We start from the raw sequence: 17378 nt of genomic DNA, 5'->3' as shown, positions 1-17378 counted from the left end.
AGCAACCGACGAACAGGAGCAGCCGATGACCGTGACGATCCGGCCCGCCGACAAACAAGACATCGCGGCCTTGGCCGAACTCATCGAGGAGATCGAGCGGTTCTACGGCTCGGCCGACATTCAGCCGGCGGAGGAACGCCGGGCACAGGTGGAGGAGGCGCTGTTCGGCTCGCTGCCCATCGCGTCCGCCCTAGTGGTGGAGGACACGACCGGAGACCTGGTCGGCCTCGCCGCCTACTCGTTCCTCTGGCCGGCCGCGGGCTCCTCGCACTCCCTCTTCCTGAAGGAGCTGTACGTCCGCGATACGCTCCGCCGCCAAGGCGTCGGCACCCGCCTCATGAACGAACTCCGCGCCCTGGCAGCGGCCCGCCCCGGGTGCAGCAGGGTGGAGTGGATGACGGACCGCGACAATCCACGGGCACGGTCCTTCTACCGGAGGCTGGGCTTCACCGAGTTCAACGGGAAGATCGTGTACCGGGTGGACGCCGGGATGGCGTGAGGCGACCGCCGCTACGCCTCACGAGCTCCGTCATCCGGCGTCACGGCGACGATCGCCACGGTCGGGGGCGGCGGAGACGGCGTGTACACGTACGCCACGGCCAACCCCGGCACGCCGTCGCGGGGCTCGATTCTGGTCTTGCGTACCTCTGTGCCGTCGTCACGGGGAGGTCCGAGCCGCACACCGAGGCGCGGCACCCGTTCAAGCTCCTGCCGCAGAGCTTCCAAGTCCCGCTCGGCTCCCAGATCCTTCGCCCGCTGGGCAGCCCGTACGGTCACGGCTGCAAGCACACTGCTCACGCGTGTGGTTCCTCCTGCTTCAGCTGTGCCGTAAGGTCGAGGCCCTCCTGTATGGCGATGTCGAAGTCAGGGTCTTGGTAAAGACGAATTCGCCCCCGGTAGTCGACGATCACAGCGGCGACTGCATTGAGGTCCGTCTCCGACGAGGCTTCCAGCGCACGCTGGAGATCCGCTTCGAAGGTCTCCTGGTCGCCGGGGAAGCCATGCCCGGACCGCAGAGCGGCCCGAATATCGCCGATGGTCTTCAACGGCAGTGGTGCAGAGATGGGCGTTTCCGCGTGCTGTGCACTCACGATCTTTCACTCCTTGCTCTCCCGCGTCCTACGACGAGTGTCCTACATGCCTGCATCGTGCGCGGGGGTCTGCACGACCGGAGGGGTGAGTCTCGACAGGGGCGACTTGCAGGCTCCCACCAGCGCACGAGTAGCGCGACGGCCCCAACACACGGCATGGTCGGCCGGCGGCGTACCGGCCGCGAAGGACGCCCAGTGCTCAGGCTCGCTAGGGCGTGTGTGCGGCAGTCCCAGTACGCCGTGCTGCCGGACAAGCGCTACCGCTGCACACCTCGCGTCAGGGACCGTATGAAGACGTGCCAAGGCTCAGCCGTTACGTGGACCATCGGGCCGTCTGTCCGCTTTGAGTCGCGTATGAGTGCCCCGTCGACAGCTTGCGCGCATTCCACGCATTCGGTGCCGCTGCCACCGCTGTAGGAGGACTTGAACCAGGTGAGCTGAGACAGTGTCGCCATCAGGGCTCCTTGCTGATCCGGTCGATGTTGTCGATGGAGGATTCGAAATCGAGTGCTTGTGCGCTGAGGTACTCGAACGCCAACCTATATCGCTCCAGTTCCTCCGGCTTCTCCATGAACAACCCACCGCCGAGGAGATCTACGTACACCACGTCCAACTCGGGAGACTGTCCCCGTAGGAAGGCAAAGCTACCGACGGCCGCCGCGTGGGCACCGCGGGCGAACGGGAGAACCTGCACGTTGATGTGCGGGCGTTCGGCCAGTGCGAGCAGGTGTTGCAGTTGCGTTCGCATGATCGCCGGACCGCCCACTTGCCTTCGCAGTGCTGCCTCATCAATCACCGCCCAGATGCGCGGCGGCTCTTGGCGGTCCAGCAACTCCTGGCGCTTCATGCGGATGTCGACCATGTGCTGGACCTCGCGTTCATCGCATCGGACCTCCGACGCCCGATGCACGGCCTCGGCGTACGCGCGGGTTTGGAATAACCCGGGGATGTACATGCAGGCGTAGTGGTCCTCACGTACGACTTCGTCCTCGAGAGTGAGCATGAGGTTCATGGACTCGGGGATGGGGTCGGCGAGGGATCGCCACCACCCCTGAATCTTGGCGCCCTTGGCAAGCTCGACCAAGGCGAGCCGTTCCTCGTCCGTAGCACCATACTCACGGCAGAGGGCGTCGACTGCTGGCCACTTGACCGTGCCTTCCTTGGTTTCGTAGCGGCTGAGAGTCGCCTTGGAGATGCCGACTCGAGCGCCTGCATCCTCCAGCGTCAACCCCTTCAGTTCACGGAGTCTGCGCAGGTCGACGCCAAGTTGGCGCCTTCGCGTAGTGGGTCCAACTGTCATGACGCAGGCCCTTCTTGTTCGTTGGCTGATCAGGACCGCTCCCTTGCAGGGGCGGCAAGGCGGTGTGCGCCGGGGGCGCGCACGACAGTTGCGCGCTCCAGCGTGACCCTAGTGAGAGTTCCATTTTGAGAGTTTCAATGCAACTCTGAGTGTGGCAAAGCATTCAAGGAGTGACCATCGTGTCGTAGGTGGGAGTAGAACCGTGGACGAATCTGCCAACATCCCCCTTGTCTCCTGGGGGTTCCCGTTCCTGGCTGAGCCGCAAAGGGTCGCAACGCTGCGCGGCCTGGTGCGGAACCGGCTGAGTGACTGGGGTCTGCAAGAGCTCAGCGACACCGCTCAGTTGTGCGTCAGCGAGCTGGTGTCCAATGTGATCACGCACGTCGGCTGCGGCACCCCCGCAAGCCTCACCGTCTCCATGAGGCGCAGCCGGCTCCGGATCGAGCTGCGTGACCCGGACGCTCGCGCTCTCCCCACGCTCGTGGAAGCGGGTGATGACTCGGAAGGCGGACGCGGCATGGCGCTGGTTGACGCCCTGGCGGAATGCTGGGGTGTCGAGCTGCACCACGACAGCAAGGTGACGTGGTGCGAACTCATCGCTACCGCGTCCGTTCCCGATCGGCAGGCTGACAGTGGCACGCGCGTCGCGAGAGCCGCAAAGGTCCTCAGCTCCTACGGTGATGGCGAATTGTTCAGCACCTTGCGTCGCAGTCGACTTGGCGCGATGGCGGCGGAGGCGGCTGCAATCGACGTGATTGCAGATCTGCTGCACTGGCTTCAACTGCACGGTCATGACGCGGACGACATTCTGGACCGCGCCCAAACGCACTTCGAGGCCGAACGGGACGCGGTCAGGCTTTCCTGCTGAACTTCAGCCCGCCGCTACCGCCTTGGCAAACGACAGTACGTCCGCCGGTAGTTCATGCTTTAGCTTCCAGGTGATGGCCATCGGCTTGCTGCCTTCGTGACTCTGGTACTCAGCAGGGCCTAGAAGCATCCACGGCTGGGCACCGCCTATGTCCGTGGTTTTGTAGCGGCGGACAAACAGCAGGACCTGACTGCCCTGCGCGACGTGATGCTGGTAACGCAGTCCAGTCGGGGATGCCTCGGAGGTTTGATTCTGAGATTCCCAGTGGAAGTGCGTCTCGCTCAGCGCGAAGTCGTGGTACCGAGTCTGCGGGGAGAAGTCCTTCTCATCCTTCTCCAGGGTGATGAGAAGCGCGTCCGTCGCGATCGACTCGCACCACTTCACGCCCTCGCGGAAGTCACCTGGCATGAAGCCTTCGATGTATGACTGGCCGAGGGCAGGGAGGATCTCCTCGCGGCTGTACGAGGCATGCACCGTCAGCGGCAAGCCTCGGTCGCCGGCCACCCCGAGGAGGGGAATGGGTACATGCTCGGTACGAGCGAGGTTGTACGCCAGCACTTGGCGGAGCTCGCTACGAAATGCCTGCTGCCTGCGGAGGGAAGCAAACCCAATGGCGTAGCTCGCAAAGCCCTTCCTCGTGATACCGCCTAGTGGCCACAGTTGGAAGAAGAGCATCCGGGCGTAAGCCTTCCCTTGCTCATCGAGGTCGTCATAGGGGATGGCATCGTCTGCCAGCAGGCGCGTGTACGCGTCCACCCGCAGCGGGTCGTCGACATGCAGGAACGCAGGCACCCGCTTGAGGAGAGCCGCCTCCCCTTCGGGTGCCTCGCCATCCATCAGGCCGGAGCGACGGAGTAGCCCTGTCCAGGAGTTCCCGTTCCCTCGGTACACCTCCTTGATTTCTCGGCCGCTTTCCTCCAGGTAGCGGCCAAGAAGGGGCTCGTCGTAGTCGGCCACTTCACGAGCCAAGGTGGTCACATTGACGCTGAGCTGATCCTTGATGTTGGCAATGATCGTCTGCTTGGCCTTCTCCTCCAGAAGGATCTCGCAGCCAGATGGAAGCTTCGGGAAATCATGCTCGATGTGGTCCAGAAGTCGCTTGCGTGTGAGGTTCGTCAAGGCGCGGAACTGGTTCTCGAACCGGAACTCCTTACGGTGCTGGCCGATGAAGTCCAACACGGTCAGCACAGCTTTGTTATCGGAGCGCCGGAGGCCACGTCCGAGCTGTTGGAGGAACACGGTCGCGCTCGACGTGGGGCGCAGGAGGAGCAGGGTGTCCACATCCGGTACGTCAACGCCTTCGTTGAAGAGGTCGACCGAGAAGACCACCTGGAGGGCTCCAGATCTGAGGTCCGCGAGCGCCTGCCGTCGCTGATCGGCCGGCGTCTCCCCAGACACCGCCACAGCGCTGAAGCCAGCCGCGCGGAAGGACTCCGCCATGAAGTGAGCGTGAGCGACGGAGACACAGAAGCCCAAGGCCCGCATACGGCTCGGGTCGGAGACCTTCGCCTTTACCGCCTTGATGACGAGGCCCGCGCGAACCTTGTTGCCCGTCAGGACATTGCTGAGCGAGCTCACGTCATACGCCCCGCGCTTCCACTCCACGGCGCTCAAGTCGGTGGTGTCGCTGATGCCGAAGTAGTGGAAGGGACACAAGAGCTTGTTGTCCAGTGCTTCCCACAGCCGCATCTCGGCGGCGATACGTCCCTCGAAGAACTCGTTCTGGATGTTCTTGCCGTCCATGCGCTCTGGCGTGGCGGTGAGGCCCAGCAGTTCCATCGGCTTGAAGTGATCGATGATCTTCCGATAGGTCGGCGAAGTTCCGTGGTGGAACTCGTCGATCACGATGACGTCGAAGTGATCGGGAGCAAGACGATCGAGCGCCCGTGCATTGAGCGACTGAACGCTCGCGAAGACATGCGTCCAGCGCTCCGGGATCTCACCGCTGTGCAGGGATTCCCCGAAGTTCGCATCCAGCAAGATGTCCTGGTACGTCCGCAACGACTGCTGCAAGATCTCCTTGCGGTGAGCGACGAACAGCAGGCGCAGGTCGCGGCGCTGGTCGTCACGAAGCTGCTTGTAGTCAAGTGCTGCCATGACGGTCTTGCCCGTGCCAGTCGCCGCTACCAAGAGGTTCCGGTGCCGTTCATGGACCTCACGCTCAACGCGGAGACGCTCGAGCATGTCGCGCTGAAAGGGGTATGGCCGTACTTCGAGGCCGGAGAGCGTGATGGCTTGGTTCGCTGAGGGTGCACCGCCAGCGACCGCAAGCGCTTCTTGCAGGCGGCCGCCATCCGAATGAGGGTCGTATGTCTCGAAAGATGGGTCGTTCCAATACGACTCGAACGTGGCTTCAAACTTTCGCACCACATCCGGTGTTGCTACGGACGACAAGCGAACGTTCCACTCAAGGCCGTCGAGGAGGGCGGCTTTCGACAGGTTCGAGCTTCCGACGTACGCCGTGTCGTAACCACTGCTTCGGCGAAACAGCCACGCCTTGGCGTGGAGCCGCGTCGAACGCGTCTCGTAGTTGACCTTGACCTCGGCTCCGAAGTCCTCCACCAAGCGGTCCAACGCTCGCCGCTCAGTAGCGCCAATGTAGGTCGTGGTCAGGACCCTTATCGGCACCTCCCGCTCGCGGGCTGCTCGCAAAGACCGCTCGATGACCCGAAGTCCGTGCCACTTAACGAAGGCACAAAGGAGATCGACACGGTCGGCAGTAGCAAGCTCTGCACGCAGTTCGAAGCCCAGGCTCGGGTCCTCGGGCGAGTTGGTCAGGAGGGCGGTGTCTGATAGCGGAATCCCGGGGCGTACGGCGAAGACTCCCGGTGCCTCCTGTCGCGTGATGGCGAGGAGTTGTTGAGGGCCGTCCGCGATGAGGTCCACCCACTCTTGGGCGCCCTTGAGCGTACCGATGGACTCCAAGATGTGGTTGGCCGCGTGCACACGCTCCTCGACAGGCAGGCTCTGCAGTACGCGGCGCACGGTGAGTGAGACATGCCGTGCAAGCACGTGGGGGACGGACTCCGGGCCCACCGCCTCGCTCACTGGATGCCAGCCAAGTTGGGAGAGTTGCTGAAGCTTCTGCTCAAAGCGGAGTGTGATCAGCTGCTCGTAGAGACCCGCGGCAGGTTGCGACAGATCCTCCAGCTCAGACACACGGACTCCTTCGATCCCGCCGGATAGCTCGGGTCATGTGTAACAGAGGGCACTGACAATCCGGGCGGAGGTGATCCGATGCGGATCACCCTTATGTCTCAACCTCGCTGTTGTGGGCGAGAGTTGTTTGAAAATGATCACGCTCGCTCCAGTATGGACAGATGGGAATCGAACGAGTTGTCGGACACATAGAAGGCGTGCCCGTAGGCGCGGTTTTCCATCGGCGAGGAGACGTGCTGAACGCGCAGCTGCATCGAGCGAACCAGAACGGCATCTCCTGGCTGCAGACCAAGGAGGGACACAAGGTCGGCGATGCAATAGTTCTGCACGGCGGCTACGCGGACGACGAAGACCACTGGGACTGGATCCGATACACAGGGGCGTCGCCAAAGAAGGATAAAGACCCCAAGACCGGCAGGCTCCTTCGTAGCCAGTCGTGGTCCCACGTAGACAATGCTGCACTCTTGCTCAGCTACGAGCAGGGACTTCCCATCCGCGTGATCCGAGGGTACGAGGGAGACTCGCTCTACTCGCCCCACGACTCCTACAGGTACGACGGCCTGTACGAGATAACGGAGGTGCGCACGGCGACGTCCAAGTACCCGGCCCCTGATGGTTCGCCGATCAAAATCTGCCAGTTCGACCTGAAGCGCATGCCTGCGCGAGAGCAGGTGCAGACGCAGGTCGAACGGCACATCATCGACGTGCTGGCGGAACTCGATGGCAAGCAAGGCGAGCCGGACGACGGCGGGCAGGAAGACGAAGAAGCGCCCGGTGAGCAGTGGGATGAGGAAAAGTTCCCCCGCTCGCGCAGCATGCAGGTACGCCGCCTGATCAGGGACACGGCCGCTGTGAAACGGATCAAGAACCTCTACGGCGGGGAGTGTCAACTATGTGGCCTGCGCCTGACAGGCCCGGACGGCAAGCCGTACAGCGAGGGCGCCCACATACGGCCTCTGGGTAAGCCGCATCGCGGACCCGATGTCGAGCCCAACATCCTTTGCCTCTGCCCCAACTGCCATGTGCGACTCGACATCGGCGCGATCACCGTGGATGAAGACTGGTCTATCATCGCGCGACCCGACCTTGTTGGCGCGGGGCTCTTGCCGAAGCTCAACGTGAGGCATGGCCACCGAGTCCACCAGGAGTACATCCGCTATCACAGGGAGTACTGGGAGCGGCGAGCTTCCGACCGTCGGCTGTAAGCGCCCTCCGGTAATAGGCTATGTACATGGTGCAAAGCGCGGCGAAGGATGTCGACGCCTACCTGGCCGAGGCCCCCGAGGGGCGCCGGGAGGTGCTGTCCAGGCTGCGCCGGCTGTGCCAAGCCGAGCTCGGTGGGTTTCGTGAGGGCATGGCGTACGGCATGCCCGTGTACCAGCGGGGCGGGACCGCGGAGATCGCCTTTGCGAGCCAGAAGCAGTACATCTCGGTCTATCTCATGCGCGGCGATGTCCGGGAAGCCTTCGCGGAGCGGCTGGCCGAGAAGGACATGGGCAAGGCGTGTCTGCGGTTCCGTCGGCCGGGGAGCGTCGACTTCGAGCTGGTGCGGGATCTGCTGAGGGCTACCGCGGCCGCGCCGGGTGAGGTGTGCTGACCGTTACGCGGAGTCTGACGAGCTTGATCTCGGCGGATGCTTCTGATGCTTCGCTTCCGCCCCTCCGCCGTGTACCCGTGCGGTAGACACACCTCCTATGGATCAGGGATTGGCTGCGTTACTCGGCGCGACCGTCGGTGTGGCAGGTACCGTCCTCGCCTCGGCGATCACCGGGTGGTCGAGTCGGCAGCAGGTGCAGGCTCAGGCACGGGCCGAGCATGCGCACTGGCGCAGGCAGGTGCGTCGGGACGCGTACGGGGCCTTTCTCGCTCCGGCGACCGAGGCCCAGCACGCGCTGAAGATGGCCGGTCGTGCGTTCGTGGGTGAGCGGGACACCGAGGAGGTCGATCGCAGGATCGGGCATGCCCAGCGGCAGCTGGTGCTCGCGCAGGCGGCCTGGGCCAACCTCGCGGTCGAGGGGCCTGCGACGGTGGAGCAGGCGGCCCGGAGCGTGTACACCGCGCTCAAGTCGACGCAGAACACCCTGCTGGCCTTCCGCGACACACCGCCGAACGCCCCCGACGGCAACGTCCTCTTCGTGGAGCGTCACGCTGTCGAGGTGGCCCGGCTGTCGGAGCGGGTGGGGGAGTTCACGGCGGCGGCACGGTCGGCCCTGGACGACGTCGGAGACTGAACCCCGCGCGTCGCGTGCGGGCCGACGGGCCGTACGTCCGCCCTCTCCCGGGACCCCGGCCGAGGAACGGGCCAGACCGGGGTCTGCCGTTCGTCAGCACACCGCACGGCGCACGCCTGCTGAAGGCTCTGTACGGGTTCCGCCGGGCCACCGGGCTGCGCACTTGGCGGAGCCGGGACCTGCGGCACGGCGACTCCTCCGTGTGCGTCACCTCGCTGCCGGGCCGCCAGGCGTCCGGGACGATTGCGGGCGCTGCTGCCGCCCGTGATGGGCGGCATGCTGGAGTCGATGGGGAAGTACGAGCGGGCGTTGGTTCCCAGGCCGGTCTGTCACCGCTGATGTCCCCGCTCCTTCCGCGTCCGCATCAGGCTCGAGCCGATGCGGGCCCTCCCGGTCGGTCCGTCCCGGTGGTGTTCGGTGGGGGCGGGGTGTGTGGTGGTCCGTTGGGGCGGGGAGCGTCGCCGGCGGGGTTCTCCCCGGGGCCGGGGCCGTGGTCCAGGCAGCAGCGGACGAAGTCCTGGACGACGGGATCCGTGTCGTCGGCGGGCGACCACGCGACGCCGACCCGACTGGGGCCGAGGCCGCTGACGGGGCGGTAGGTCACGCCCGGGCGGGCGTAGAAGCGGGCGGCGGACGCGGGGGCGAAGGCGATGCCGTAGCCGTTGGCGATCGCGCTGAGCCAGTCGTCCGGCTGATCGGTGACCGCGCCGATGGTGACCGGGTGGCCGTCGCGCTCGTCGACGGCCAGCCAGTGGTCCCGCCACCAGCCGGACTCGGGCGGGGCGGCCACGAACGGTTCGTCCCGCAGATCGTCGAAGGCGATCAGGTCGCAGGCTGCCAGGGGGTGTCCCGTGGGAAGGGCGACCCAGCGGGGTTCGGTGAACAGCACCGCCGTCCGCAGGGTGTCCTGGCCGGGGAAGGGCAGCCGTAGCAGGGCGGCGTCGACGTCCCCGTCGGCGAGTCCGGCGCTCGGGTTCGACCAGGTGGCCTGCCGCATGTCCGCCCGCCAGCCCGGTCGGCGCCGGGCGAACTCCGTGATGATGCGCGGGGTCGCCTCGTTGGCGGCACTGGCCAGGAAGCCGACCCGCAGCACGCGGACCGCCCGGCCGGCCGCCCTCTTGGCCTCCCGCACCACCTGGTCCCAGTCGGTCAGCAGGCCGGGCACCCGCTCCGCCAGGGCACGACCCGGCTCGGTGAGCGCCATGCCGGTGCGGGACCGGGTGAACAGCCGCACTCCGAGCCGAGTCTCCAACTGCTTGATCTGCTTGGTGAGGGCTGGCTGCGACACGAACAGCCGTTCCGCGGCACGGGTGAGGGTCCCCTCCTCCGCTACGGCGACGAAGTAGCGCAGCAGCCGAGTGTCCACGTCCATGCCGTCAGGTTATAGGCGCAGGTATTGGCCGTCGCTTCGAAGTCCGAGGAGGCTTGACGCGACGATCGGGCGGCGGCCCGCACAGGACCGCCGCGCGGTCGGCCGAAGGGGAGTCGTCCCGAAGGGGGAGCCCTGTGTTCACCGTCTACGTGATCGTCACCGTCATGGCGGTCATCGCCAATACGGCGATCTCCGTCGCGGACTTCATGAGGGCCGGGTTCGTCCTCGCCAACTCGGCCGAAGTCGGTCTTCCGCGGTCCTGGCTGCCCTGGCTCGGCGCGCTCAAGGCCGCGGGAGCCGCCGGGCTTCTGCTCGGGCTCCTGGGCGTCCGGTTCATCGGCATCGCCGCCGCGACGGGGCTCGTCCTGTTCTTCATCGGCGCCGTCGCTGCGCACGTCCGTGCCCGCGTCCACCACAACATCGCGTTTCCCGGGGGCTACCTGGGGCTGGCCACCGCGGCCCTCGTCCTCGCCGCGGCGCGATAGGCGTCGCCGCCGAGCGGTTGGCAGAGGCAGGGGCAGTACCCGTGTGCCCGTACGCCGGGACCTGACGGACGGGCACGGTTCCTCACCGCCGGTCCGTCAGCCGACGCCGTGGCACTCCCCATACGCCCGCCCCGACCCGCACCAGCACGCCGCCGTCCGCTCCGGGGGCCATGCCGCCGCCCGGCCGCGGGCCGCCAGGGTCGTGGCGTACTGGGGGAGGAGGGACGGGTCGGAGGGGGAGGTCAGTTCCGAGGCGGCGAAGGCCTCGTACGACGGGACCGTGCCCGTGACGATGCCGAGGTTCGGGGTGCCGGACGCGGCGAGTTCGCGCAGGGCCGCCTCTATCGAGGCCAGGTGCTCCCCGTGCGAGGGGTACTCCTCCGCCAGCGTCGGGTACGCCGACAGCAGTTCCGTCAGTTCGCCGGCCGGCCAGTGCAGCACCGCCACCGGGAAGGGGCGGGACAACGCCTCCCGGAACGCGCCCAGTTCGGCGCGCAGGCGGAGGATCTCCGCCTCCAGTTCCGCCGGGTTCTCCGAGCCCAGGGACCACACCCGCTTCGGGTCGTGGAGTTCGTCCAGGGTGATCGGGAGGCTGTGGACGGTGTCCGCGAGGGCGTCCCACTCGTCGTGCGCCGCGCCGAGCATCCTGCGCACGCGGTGGCGGCCGAAGAGGAGCGGGTGGGTGGCGCGCGGGGGTGCGTCGACACCGGTCAGGAGGAGGTGGACGGCCTGCGTGAACGTCTCGTGCGCCTGCTCGAGCTCGTCGTGCGCTTCCAGGGACTCCGCGACGATGACCCAGGGGGCGGGGTCGCGGGGGGCCGTCGTGCGGATGCCGGTGATGATCGCGCGGGCCTCCGCCTCATGGCCGTACTCCCAGAGGTTCGACGCCTTGAGGGCGCGGACCAGGAACGGTTCGTCCAGTTCCCGGGAGGAGGTCAGCAGGCGGTCGTAGAGGGCGGTCGCGGTGGGGCGGTCGCCGGAGAGTTCGCGGTGGGCGGCGGCGCGCAGGAGCAGGGCCTCGGCGTCCTCGGGGTAGAGGTCGGCGGTCCGCTCCAGGCGGTCGGCTTCCGCGGTGTGGTCGACGTTTTCGGCAGGCGTGTCGGGGCGCATGGGGGACACCGTACTGCCGGTGGGTGACAAAGAAGAGACAGCCTCGGGGGACGGGGCCCGTGCGGGCGGCCCGCGCGTCGGCGGGCCGCCCGCACGTCGTACGTCAGTGGCGTCCGCGCAGGCTCACCACCGACACCGCCGCCACCAGCGCCAGGACGGCCGAGACCACCATCGCGATGTCCGTGCCCCGGGCCACCCCGCCGCTCGACGACGTGGCGATGGCGATCGTCAGCGCGACGCCCGCGCAGGAGCCGATGTAGCGGAAGGTCTGCTGGGCGCCGGAGCCCATCGCCGCACGCGCGGGCGGGACGGACTCGACGGCGAGAAGGGGCAGGGCCGCGTTGAGCAGGCCGCTGCCGACACCGGCGATGATCATGCCGGGGACGAAGCGGGCCGCGGAGCCCGAGCCGACCGCGCCGAGCATGGTGAGGACACCGGCCGCGTGCAGGGCGAAGGCGATGGCCAGCTGGACGCGGGTCGGGACGCGCCCGGCCAGGCGGCGGGCCTGGAGGGCGACGGCGAAGGCGAGGCCGGCCCACAGCAGGGTCAGCCAGGCCGTGTCCAGCGCGGACATGCCGAGGGTCCGCTGGAGCACCGCCGGGAGATAGCTGAACAGGCCGATCACCGCCAGGCCCGTGAACAGGCCGCCGAGTGAGGACGCCAGGAAGTCCGGGCGGCGCAGCAGCGCCAGGTCGATCATCGGGGTGCGGGTACGGCGTTCCACCCGCGCGAACGCGGCCAGCAGCACGACCGTCGCCGCGAACAGCAGCAGCACCGGGGCGCGCAGCCAGCCGTCCCGGCCCAGGGTGAGGCCCGCGACGAGGGAGATCAGGGCCAGACCGAAGGTCACCGCTCCGGCGAAGTCGGGGCGGCCCCCGCGCGGGGAGCGCGATTCGGTGAGCGCACGCGTGCCGAGGGCGGCGACGACGAGGGCCGCGGCGCCGAGGACGCCGTACGTCAGCCGCCAGTCCGGTATCGCCGCGGCGAGGAGCGGGCCGACCGCGATACCGCCGGTGACGAACGCGCCCCACACCCCCGTCGCCCGCACCCTGCCCGACGCGGTGGGGAAGGCGTGCACGATCAGGCCCAGGCTGCTCGCCAGCAGCGCCGCGCTGGCCGCGCCCTGGGCGATACGGGCCAGGGTGAACAGCCAGGTGCTGGTGGCGAACGCGCCGAGGGCCGTGGTGACGCCGAGCGCGAGCGTGCCGGAGACGAAGATCCTGCGCCGGCCGTAGTCGTCGGCGAGGCTGCCGGCGACCAGGAGCAGGGCGGCCAGGCCCAGCGGGGTCCCGTTGAGCAGCCAGGCCTGGGCGGAGAGCGGGGTGCCGAGGGCGGCCGCGGTGTCGGGGAGCGTGATGATCGGCGTGGTGTACGTCATCAGCGCCACGGCGGTGGCGGCGCTGGTCAGGGCGAGGGTGGCGCCCGGGTGCGGCGGCGAGTCCCGGCGGGGGGCGGTGTCCGGCGCGTGCTCCCGTACGGCTGTGTGTTCCGCGGTCGCGGGGGAGGAGTCGGTGCCTGTCATGTCTGTCAGGGGTCCTCTGCGGATCGATCGGCTTGCTGGGGCGGGGGTTCCGGGTTTCGGGAAGCGAGTGAGTTCAATGAATGAACTTACCTCGACCCCGTCACCGTAACATCGTCGGTTCGGTCATTGAACCAACAGCTGGAGAAGTGGTTACAGTGGACGGCATGGCACTGGGCAAGGACTACGCGACACAGGAGTGCTCGATCGCGAGCGCCCTCGAGGTCATCGGGGAACGCTGGACGCTGCTCGTGATCCGCGACGCCTTCTACGGCGTACGGCGCTACAACGACTTCCTCGTCCACCTCGGCATCCCGCGCGCGGTGCTCTCCGCCCGCCTCCGTGCCCTGACCGAGCAGGGGATCATGGAGAAGCGCCGGTACCAGGAGTCGCCGCCGCGCGACGAGTACGTCCTCACCGACCGCGGGATCGCGCTGTGGCCCACCATGAGGGCGCTCGGGGCGTGGGGACGCGAGCAGCTCACACAGGTCCAGTTGCGGGTGTTCCGGCACGCCGACTGCGGCACCGAGCTGGGCTCGTACAACGAATGTCCGGCCTGCGGAACCATCGTGCCGGTGTCGGACGTTGAAGTGCTGCCGGGGCCCGGACTCAGCCGGGATCCGGCGGATCCGGTCAGCCGGGCGCTGCTGAAGCCGAAGCGGCTGCTGCAGCCTGTGGTGATCGATCCGGTGTGAGTTCCGGGGGCGACCAAGTGGGGGAGGGGGCCGCGTGATCCGTCAGTGGGTGGGTGCGCGCTTCGTCTTCGCCGTGCTCCCGGTCGTCCTGCTTCTGCTGCCCGTCGCCGGGCTCTCCGTGGTCGATGTCGCCCTGGCCGCTACCGCTGCGGCCGGTACGGCCCTTGTGCTCTGCGCTCTTGCCGCCGCCCGGTGTGCGCCCGTCGTCGCGCCCACGCGGGTGCGTACCGCGATACGGGAGCGGGACCGGCGTACGGCCTTCCTGCCGCAGCGCGATCCCGACGCCAAGGGGCGGACGCGGCCCCGAGCGCCCGGACACGTCCTCCTGGCGACCGCCGCGTAGGGCACCTTCCCTTCTTGTGAGTTCACCGCCCCGCTGCGGGTCGTCATGCCGTTCCTCGTACTTCCGGCACGACGAGACCCCCGGAGGGCTCACCCATGTCCGTATTCGCCAGCCTGGTCGGGCAACTGGCCGACCTGCTCCAGCCGTTGTTCGGCGTCTCCGCGGCGGCTGCCGCGATCGTCCTGTTCACCGCCTCCGTACGGCTGCTCGTGCATCCCTTGTCGCGGGCTGCCGCGCGGGGGCAGAAGGCTCGGGCGGCGTTGCAGCCGCGGATCGCCGAACTGCGCCGCAAGTACCGCCGCGATCCCGAGAAGTTGCAGCGGGCCGTGTTGGAACTGCATACGCGGGAGAAGGTGTCGCCGCTGTCCGGGTGTCTGCCCAGCCTGCTTCAGCTGCCGGCGTTCTTCCTGCTGTACCACCTGTTCTCCAGCGAGACGGTTGGCGGGCGTGCCAATGAACTGCTCGGTCATCGGCTGTTCGGGGCACCGCTCGGCGACCGCTGGGCGGACGCGCTGGCCGAGGGAGGGGTGTTCGGTGGGGCCGGGGTCGTGTACATCGGGCTGTTCGCGGTCGTCGCCGTGGTCGCCTGGTTCGGGTACCGGCTGTCCCGGCGGACGATGGCGGCTCAGCCTGTGCCGGGGGCGGGCGGTGAGGGGGAGCAGGTGCCGGGGCTGGGGGCGGTGACCAAGGTGATGCCGTACATGTCGTTCCTCACCCTCGTCACCGTCGCCGTCATGCCGTTGGCGGCCGCGCTGTATGTGGTGACCAGTACGACGTGGAGCGTGGTGGAACGGGCAGCGCTGTATCGATGAGGGTGGGGGGTGTGGTTCTTCGCCCCCGCCGCCCCTTCCCTTCCCGTCCCCGGGGGCTTCGCCCCCAGACCCCCGTTCGCGCAGTTCCCCGCGTCCCTAAGGCAGGTTCAGGAAGCGTTCCAGGGCTTCCACCACCAGTTCGTGGTCCTCCAGTTGGGGCAGGCCCGAGACCGTGACCGCGCCGATGACGCCCGCGCCCTCCACCGTGATCGGGAAGGAGCCGCCGTGGGCCGCGTAGGTGTCGGGGTCCAGGCGGGAGGACGCCTCGAACGTCGTGCCCTTGGCACGGTGACGGGCTCCCACCAGGTAGGAGGCCGAGTTGTAGCGTTCGACCACCCGGCGCTTGCGGGCGATCCACGCGTCGTTGTCGGGGGCCGAGCCGGGGAGGGCCGCGTGGAAGAGCTGCTGGCCCGCGCGGTGGATGTCGATGGCCACCGGGGCCTGGCGTTCGCGGGCCATCTCCACCAGCAGGGAGCCGAGGGCCCAGGCGTCGTCGTGGGTGAAGCGGGGGAAGACCAGCCGGCGCTCCTGGGCTTCCAGCTCCGCGACGCTCGGGGTGGGTTCGGGGGTGGTCACAGGGTCACCGTCACCTTCTCCAGGGCCGAGCGGCGCGCGGCCTCCAGTACGTCCAGGGTGGCGGCCGCCTCCCGCGCGGTCACCGGGTTGGGGGCGTCGGCGAAGAGGGCCTTCGCCACGGCCGCGTAGTAGGCGGGGTAGTCGCCCGGGAGGGTCGGTACGGGGTTCCCGCCACCCGTCACCGGGGATTCGCCCGCGCCGAGGCGGCCCCACAGGTCCTCCGGCTCCGTACCCCAGCCGAGGCCGGGACGCGCGCCGTCGCGCAGGGCGGCCTCCTGGGGGTCCAGGCCGTGCTTCACGTAACCGGCCTTCGAGCCCAGGACACGGAAGCGCGGGCCCAGCTGGGCGGTGGTCGCCGAGACATAGAGGTGGGAGCGGACACCGCTCGCGTGCGTCAGCGCGATGAACGTGTCGTCGTCGGTCTGCGCGCCGTCGCGGCGGATGTCCGCCTCGGCGTAGACGGCCGTCACCGGGCCGAAGAGGACCAGCGCCTGGTCGACGACATGGCTGCCGAGGTCGTAGAGCAGACCGCCGATCTCCGCCGGGTCGCCGGACTCCCGCCAGCCGCCCTTGAGCTGCGGGCGCCAGCGCTCGAAACGCGACTCGAAGCGGTAGACGTCGCCGAGTCCGCCGTCGTCGATCAGCCGGCGCAGGGTGAGGAAGTCGTTGTCCCAGCGGCGGTTCTGGAAGACGGAGAGGAGCAGGCCGCGTTCGTCCGCGAGGGCGGCCAGTTCGCGCGCCTCGGCCGCCGTGCCGGCGATCGGCTTGTCGACCACGACCGGCAGGCCGGCTTCGAGGGCGGCGGTGGCGAGCGGGACGTGGGTCTTGTTCGGGGACGCGATGACGATCAGGTCCAGTTCGCCGGCGCGGGCGAACAGCTCGTCCGGGCTCGCGGCGACGCGTACGTCCGGGAACTCGGCGCGGGCCTGCTGCTGCCGCTCGGGGTTGGAGGTGACCACCGTGTCGAGCGCGAGGCCCTCGGTCGCGGCGATCAGCGGGGCGTGGAACACGGAGCCCGCGAGGCCGTAGCCGACGAGTCCGACGCGGAGGGGAGTGCTGCTGCTGCCAGTCATGGTCCTACTTTCGCAACGCTGTTGCCAAAGTGCAAGCAGAAGGGACAATGGGCGGGTGAACAGGACGTACGACGGTATCGGCGGGGCGCATGCGCGGGGGGTGGCACGGGGAGTGAACCTGCTTGCCCTGCGGAGCCACAATGCCGCGCTCGTGCTCGAGCTGCTGCGGACCGCGGGGGCGGAGGGGATCAGCCGGCTGGAGCTCGCCGAGCGGACCGGGCTCACTCCGCAGGCGGTCAGCAAGATCACCGCCCGGCTGCGGGAGGACGGGCTCGCGGCGGAGGCGGGGCGGCGGGCGTCCACGGGAGGCAAGCCGCGGACCGTGCTGCGGCTGGTGCCGGAGGCGGGGCACGCGGTGGGGGTGCATCTGGACCGGGACGCGGTGCGGGTGGTCGTCGTCGACCTCGACGGGCGTGTGGTGGGAGAGCGGCGGTCGGCGCTGGGGCTCGGGGCGGGGGCCGAGGCGGTCGTGGACGGGGTGGTGGGCGTGCTGCGGGGGCTGGTGGCGGAGACGCTGCGGACGCCGGGGGGTGCGCTCGGCTCCGCCCCTACGCTGCTCGGTCTCGGTGTCGCCCTGCCGGGGCCGCTTGATCATGCGCGGGGGGTGTTGCACCGGGTCACCGGGTTTCCGGGGTGGGACGGGTTTCCGTTGCGGGAGGCGTTGGAGGGGCGGGTCGGTGTGCCGGTCGTGGTGGACAAGGACACGAACGCGGCGGCGCTGGGGCTCGCGGTGCGGGGGGAGGG

At 68.5% G+C, this 17378-nt stretch carries 19 protein-coding genes; 10 read left to right on the top strand and 9 right to left on the bottom strand.

Annotated elements, in window-relative coordinates; genetic code table 11:
• The first annotated feature begins 25 nt into the window (after window positions 1-25).
• Window positions 26-499: a cyclophane-containing RiPP N-acetyltransferase HaaN gene (gene haaN, locus IF28_RS0125540; RefSeq protein WP_030224686.1), complete on the top strand. Its 474-nt coding sequence runs from the start codon at window positions 26-28 to the stop codon at window positions 497-499.
• Window positions 500-794: 295 nt separating this feature from the next.
• On the opposite strand, the gene IF28_RS0125530 is transcribed toward haaN, so the two are convergent.
• From IF28_RS0125530 to IF28_RS0125525, 3 genes are all read right to left on the bottom strand, one after another.
• Window positions 795-1091 carry a DUF6247 family protein gene (locus tag IF28_RS0125530; RefSeq protein WP_051713879.1) on the bottom strand — a complete coding sequence of 99 codons (297 nt, stop codon included), beginning with the start codon at window positions 1089-1091 and terminating at the stop codon, window positions 795-797.
• A gap of 257 nt (window positions 1092-1348) precedes the next feature.
• Window positions 1349-1546 carry a DUF397 domain-containing protein gene (locus tag IF28_RS38080; protein WP_078621415.1) on the bottom strand — a complete coding sequence of 66 codons (198 nt, stop codon included), beginning with the start codon at window positions 1544-1546 and terminating at the stop codon, window positions 1349-1351.
• Window positions 1546-2391: a helix-turn-helix domain-containing protein gene (locus tag IF28_RS0125525; RefSeq protein ID WP_030224678.1), complete on the bottom strand. Its 846-nt coding sequence runs from the start codon at window positions 2389-2391 to the stop codon at window positions 1546-1548. The genes IF28_RS38080 and IF28_RS0125525 overlap by 1 nt, the downstream gene beginning before the upstream one ends.
• A 202-nt stretch (window positions 2392-2593) precedes the next feature.
• Here IF28_RS0125525 and IF28_RS0125520 point away from each other — a divergent pair, with 202 nt between their 5' ends.
• Entirely contained in the window at window positions 2594-3259 is a 666-nt protein-coding gene (locus tag IF28_RS0125520; RefSeq protein WP_051713878.1) for an ATP-binding protein, read from the top strand.
• A gap of 3 nt (window positions 3260-3262) precedes the next feature.
• On the opposite strand, the gene IF28_RS0125515 is transcribed toward IF28_RS0125520, so the two are convergent.
• The gene (locus tag IF28_RS0125515) at window positions 3263-6418 is read right to left on the bottom strand and encodes a DUF3427 domain-containing protein (protein WP_030224674.1); all 3156 of its coding nucleotides are present in this window, start codon (window positions 6416-6418) and stop codon (window positions 3263-3265) included.
• Window positions 6419-6579: 161 nt separating this feature from the next.
• Between IF28_RS0125515 and IF28_RS0125505 the strand changes: the two genes are divergently transcribed.
• The 3 genes from IF28_RS0125505 to IF28_RS0125495 all read left to right on the top strand — a co-directional run bounded on the left by IF28_RS0125505 (window position 6580) and on the right by IF28_RS0125495 (window position 8649).
• Window positions 6580-7623 carry a YDG/SRA domain-containing protein gene (locus IF28_RS0125505; protein WP_078621413.1) on the top strand — a complete coding sequence of 348 codons (1044 nt, stop codon included), beginning with the start codon at window positions 6580-6582 and terminating at the stop codon, window positions 7621-7623.
• 26 nt (window positions 7624-7649) lie between these two features.
• Entirely contained in the window at window positions 7650-8015 is a 366-nt protein-coding gene (locus IF28_RS0125500; RefSeq protein ID WP_030224672.1) for a DUF1801 domain-containing protein, read from the top strand.
• Window positions 8016-8124: 109 nt separating this feature from the next.
• On the top strand, window positions 8125-8649 hold the full coding sequence (locus IF28_RS0125495) for a hypothetical protein (RefSeq protein WP_158713713.1): 525 nt from the start codon (window positions 8125-8127) through the stop codon (window positions 8647-8649).
• Between the two features lie 364 nt (window positions 8650-9013).
• Here the strand turns inward: IF28_RS0125495 and IF28_RS0125490 are convergent, their stop codons facing one another.
• The gene (locus IF28_RS0125490) at window positions 9014-10021 is read right to left on the bottom strand and encodes a LysR family transcriptional regulator (RefSeq protein WP_078621411.1); all 1008 of its coding nucleotides are present in this window, start codon (window positions 10019-10021) and stop codon (window positions 9014-9016) included.
• A gap of 134 nt (window positions 10022-10155) precedes the next feature.
• Here IF28_RS0125490 and IF28_RS0125485 point away from each other — a divergent pair, with 134 nt between their 5' ends.
• Entirely contained in the window at window positions 10156-10506 is a 351-nt protein-coding gene (locus tag IF28_RS0125485; RefSeq protein ID WP_030224667.1) for a DoxX family protein, read from the top strand.
• Window positions 10507-10602: 96 nt separating this feature from the next.
• On the opposite strand, the gene IF28_RS0125480 is transcribed toward IF28_RS0125485, so the two are convergent.
• Both IF28_RS0125480 and IF28_RS0125475 read right to left on the bottom strand, forming a co-directional pair.
• Window positions 10603-11616 carry an SEC-C domain-containing protein gene (locus tag IF28_RS0125480; RefSeq protein ID WP_030224665.1) on the bottom strand — a complete coding sequence of 338 codons (1014 nt, stop codon included), beginning with the start codon at window positions 11614-11616 and terminating at the stop codon, window positions 10603-10605.
• 103 nt (window positions 11617-11719) lie between these two features.
• Window positions 11720-13138, bottom strand: a complete 1419-nt coding sequence (locus IF28_RS0125475; RefSeq protein ID WP_030224664.1) for an MFS transporter — start codon at window positions 13136-13138, stop codon at window positions 11720-11722.
• 164 nt (window positions 13139-13302) lie between these two features.
• On the opposite strand from IF28_RS0125475, the gene IF28_RS0125470 reads away from it, so the two are divergent.
• From IF28_RS0125470 to IF28_RS0125460, 3 genes are all read left to right on the top strand, one after another.
• The gene (locus IF28_RS0125470) at window positions 13303-13830 is read left to right on the top strand and encodes a winged helix-turn-helix transcriptional regulator (protein WP_030224663.1); all 528 of its coding nucleotides are present in this window, start codon (window positions 13303-13305) and stop codon (window positions 13828-13830) included.
• A 34-nt stretch (window positions 13831-13864) separates the two neighbouring features.
• The gene (locus IF28_RS0125465) at window positions 13865-14173 is read left to right on the top strand and encodes a DUF6412 domain-containing protein (protein WP_030224662.1); all 309 of its coding nucleotides are present in this window, start codon (window positions 13865-13867) and stop codon (window positions 14171-14173) included.
• Between the two features lie 95 nt (window positions 14174-14268).
• Window positions 14269-14985 (top strand): YidC/Oxa1 family membrane protein insertase, encoded by a 717-nt coding sequence (locus IF28_RS0125460; RefSeq protein ID WP_030224661.1) that lies wholly within the window; start codon window positions 14269-14271, stop codon window positions 14983-14985.
• Window positions 14986-15081: 96 nt separating this feature from the next.
• On the opposite strand, the gene IF28_RS0125455 is transcribed toward IF28_RS0125460, so the two are convergent.
• Both IF28_RS0125455 and IF28_RS0125450 read right to left on the bottom strand, forming a co-directional pair.
• On the bottom strand, window positions 15082-15561 hold the full coding sequence (locus IF28_RS0125455; RefSeq protein WP_030224660.1) for a heme-degrading domain-containing protein: 480 nt from the start codon (window positions 15559-15561) through the stop codon (window positions 15082-15084).
• Window positions 15558-16634, bottom strand: coding sequence for a Gfo/Idh/MocA family oxidoreductase (locus IF28_RS0125450; RefSeq protein WP_030224659.1), 1077 nt, complete (start codon window positions 16632-16634; stop codon window positions 15558-15560). The genes IF28_RS0125455 and IF28_RS0125450 overlap by 4 nt, the downstream gene beginning before the upstream one ends.
• A 55-nt stretch (window positions 16635-16689) precedes the next feature.
• Here IF28_RS0125450 and IF28_RS0125445 point away from each other — a divergent pair.
• Window positions 16690-17378, top strand: a 689-nt coding sequence (locus IF28_RS0125445; protein ID WP_037894016.1) for an ROK family transcriptional regulator, incomplete at its 3' end; no start/stop codon positions are given.

This window comes from Streptomyces sp. NRRL WC-3626 (assembly GCF_000718785.1).
Lineage (GTDB): Bacteria > Actinomycetota > Actinomycetes > Streptomycetales > Streptomycetaceae > Streptomyces > Streptomyces edwardsiae.
This window is presented reverse-complemented; position numbering and strand designations above follow the sequence as displayed.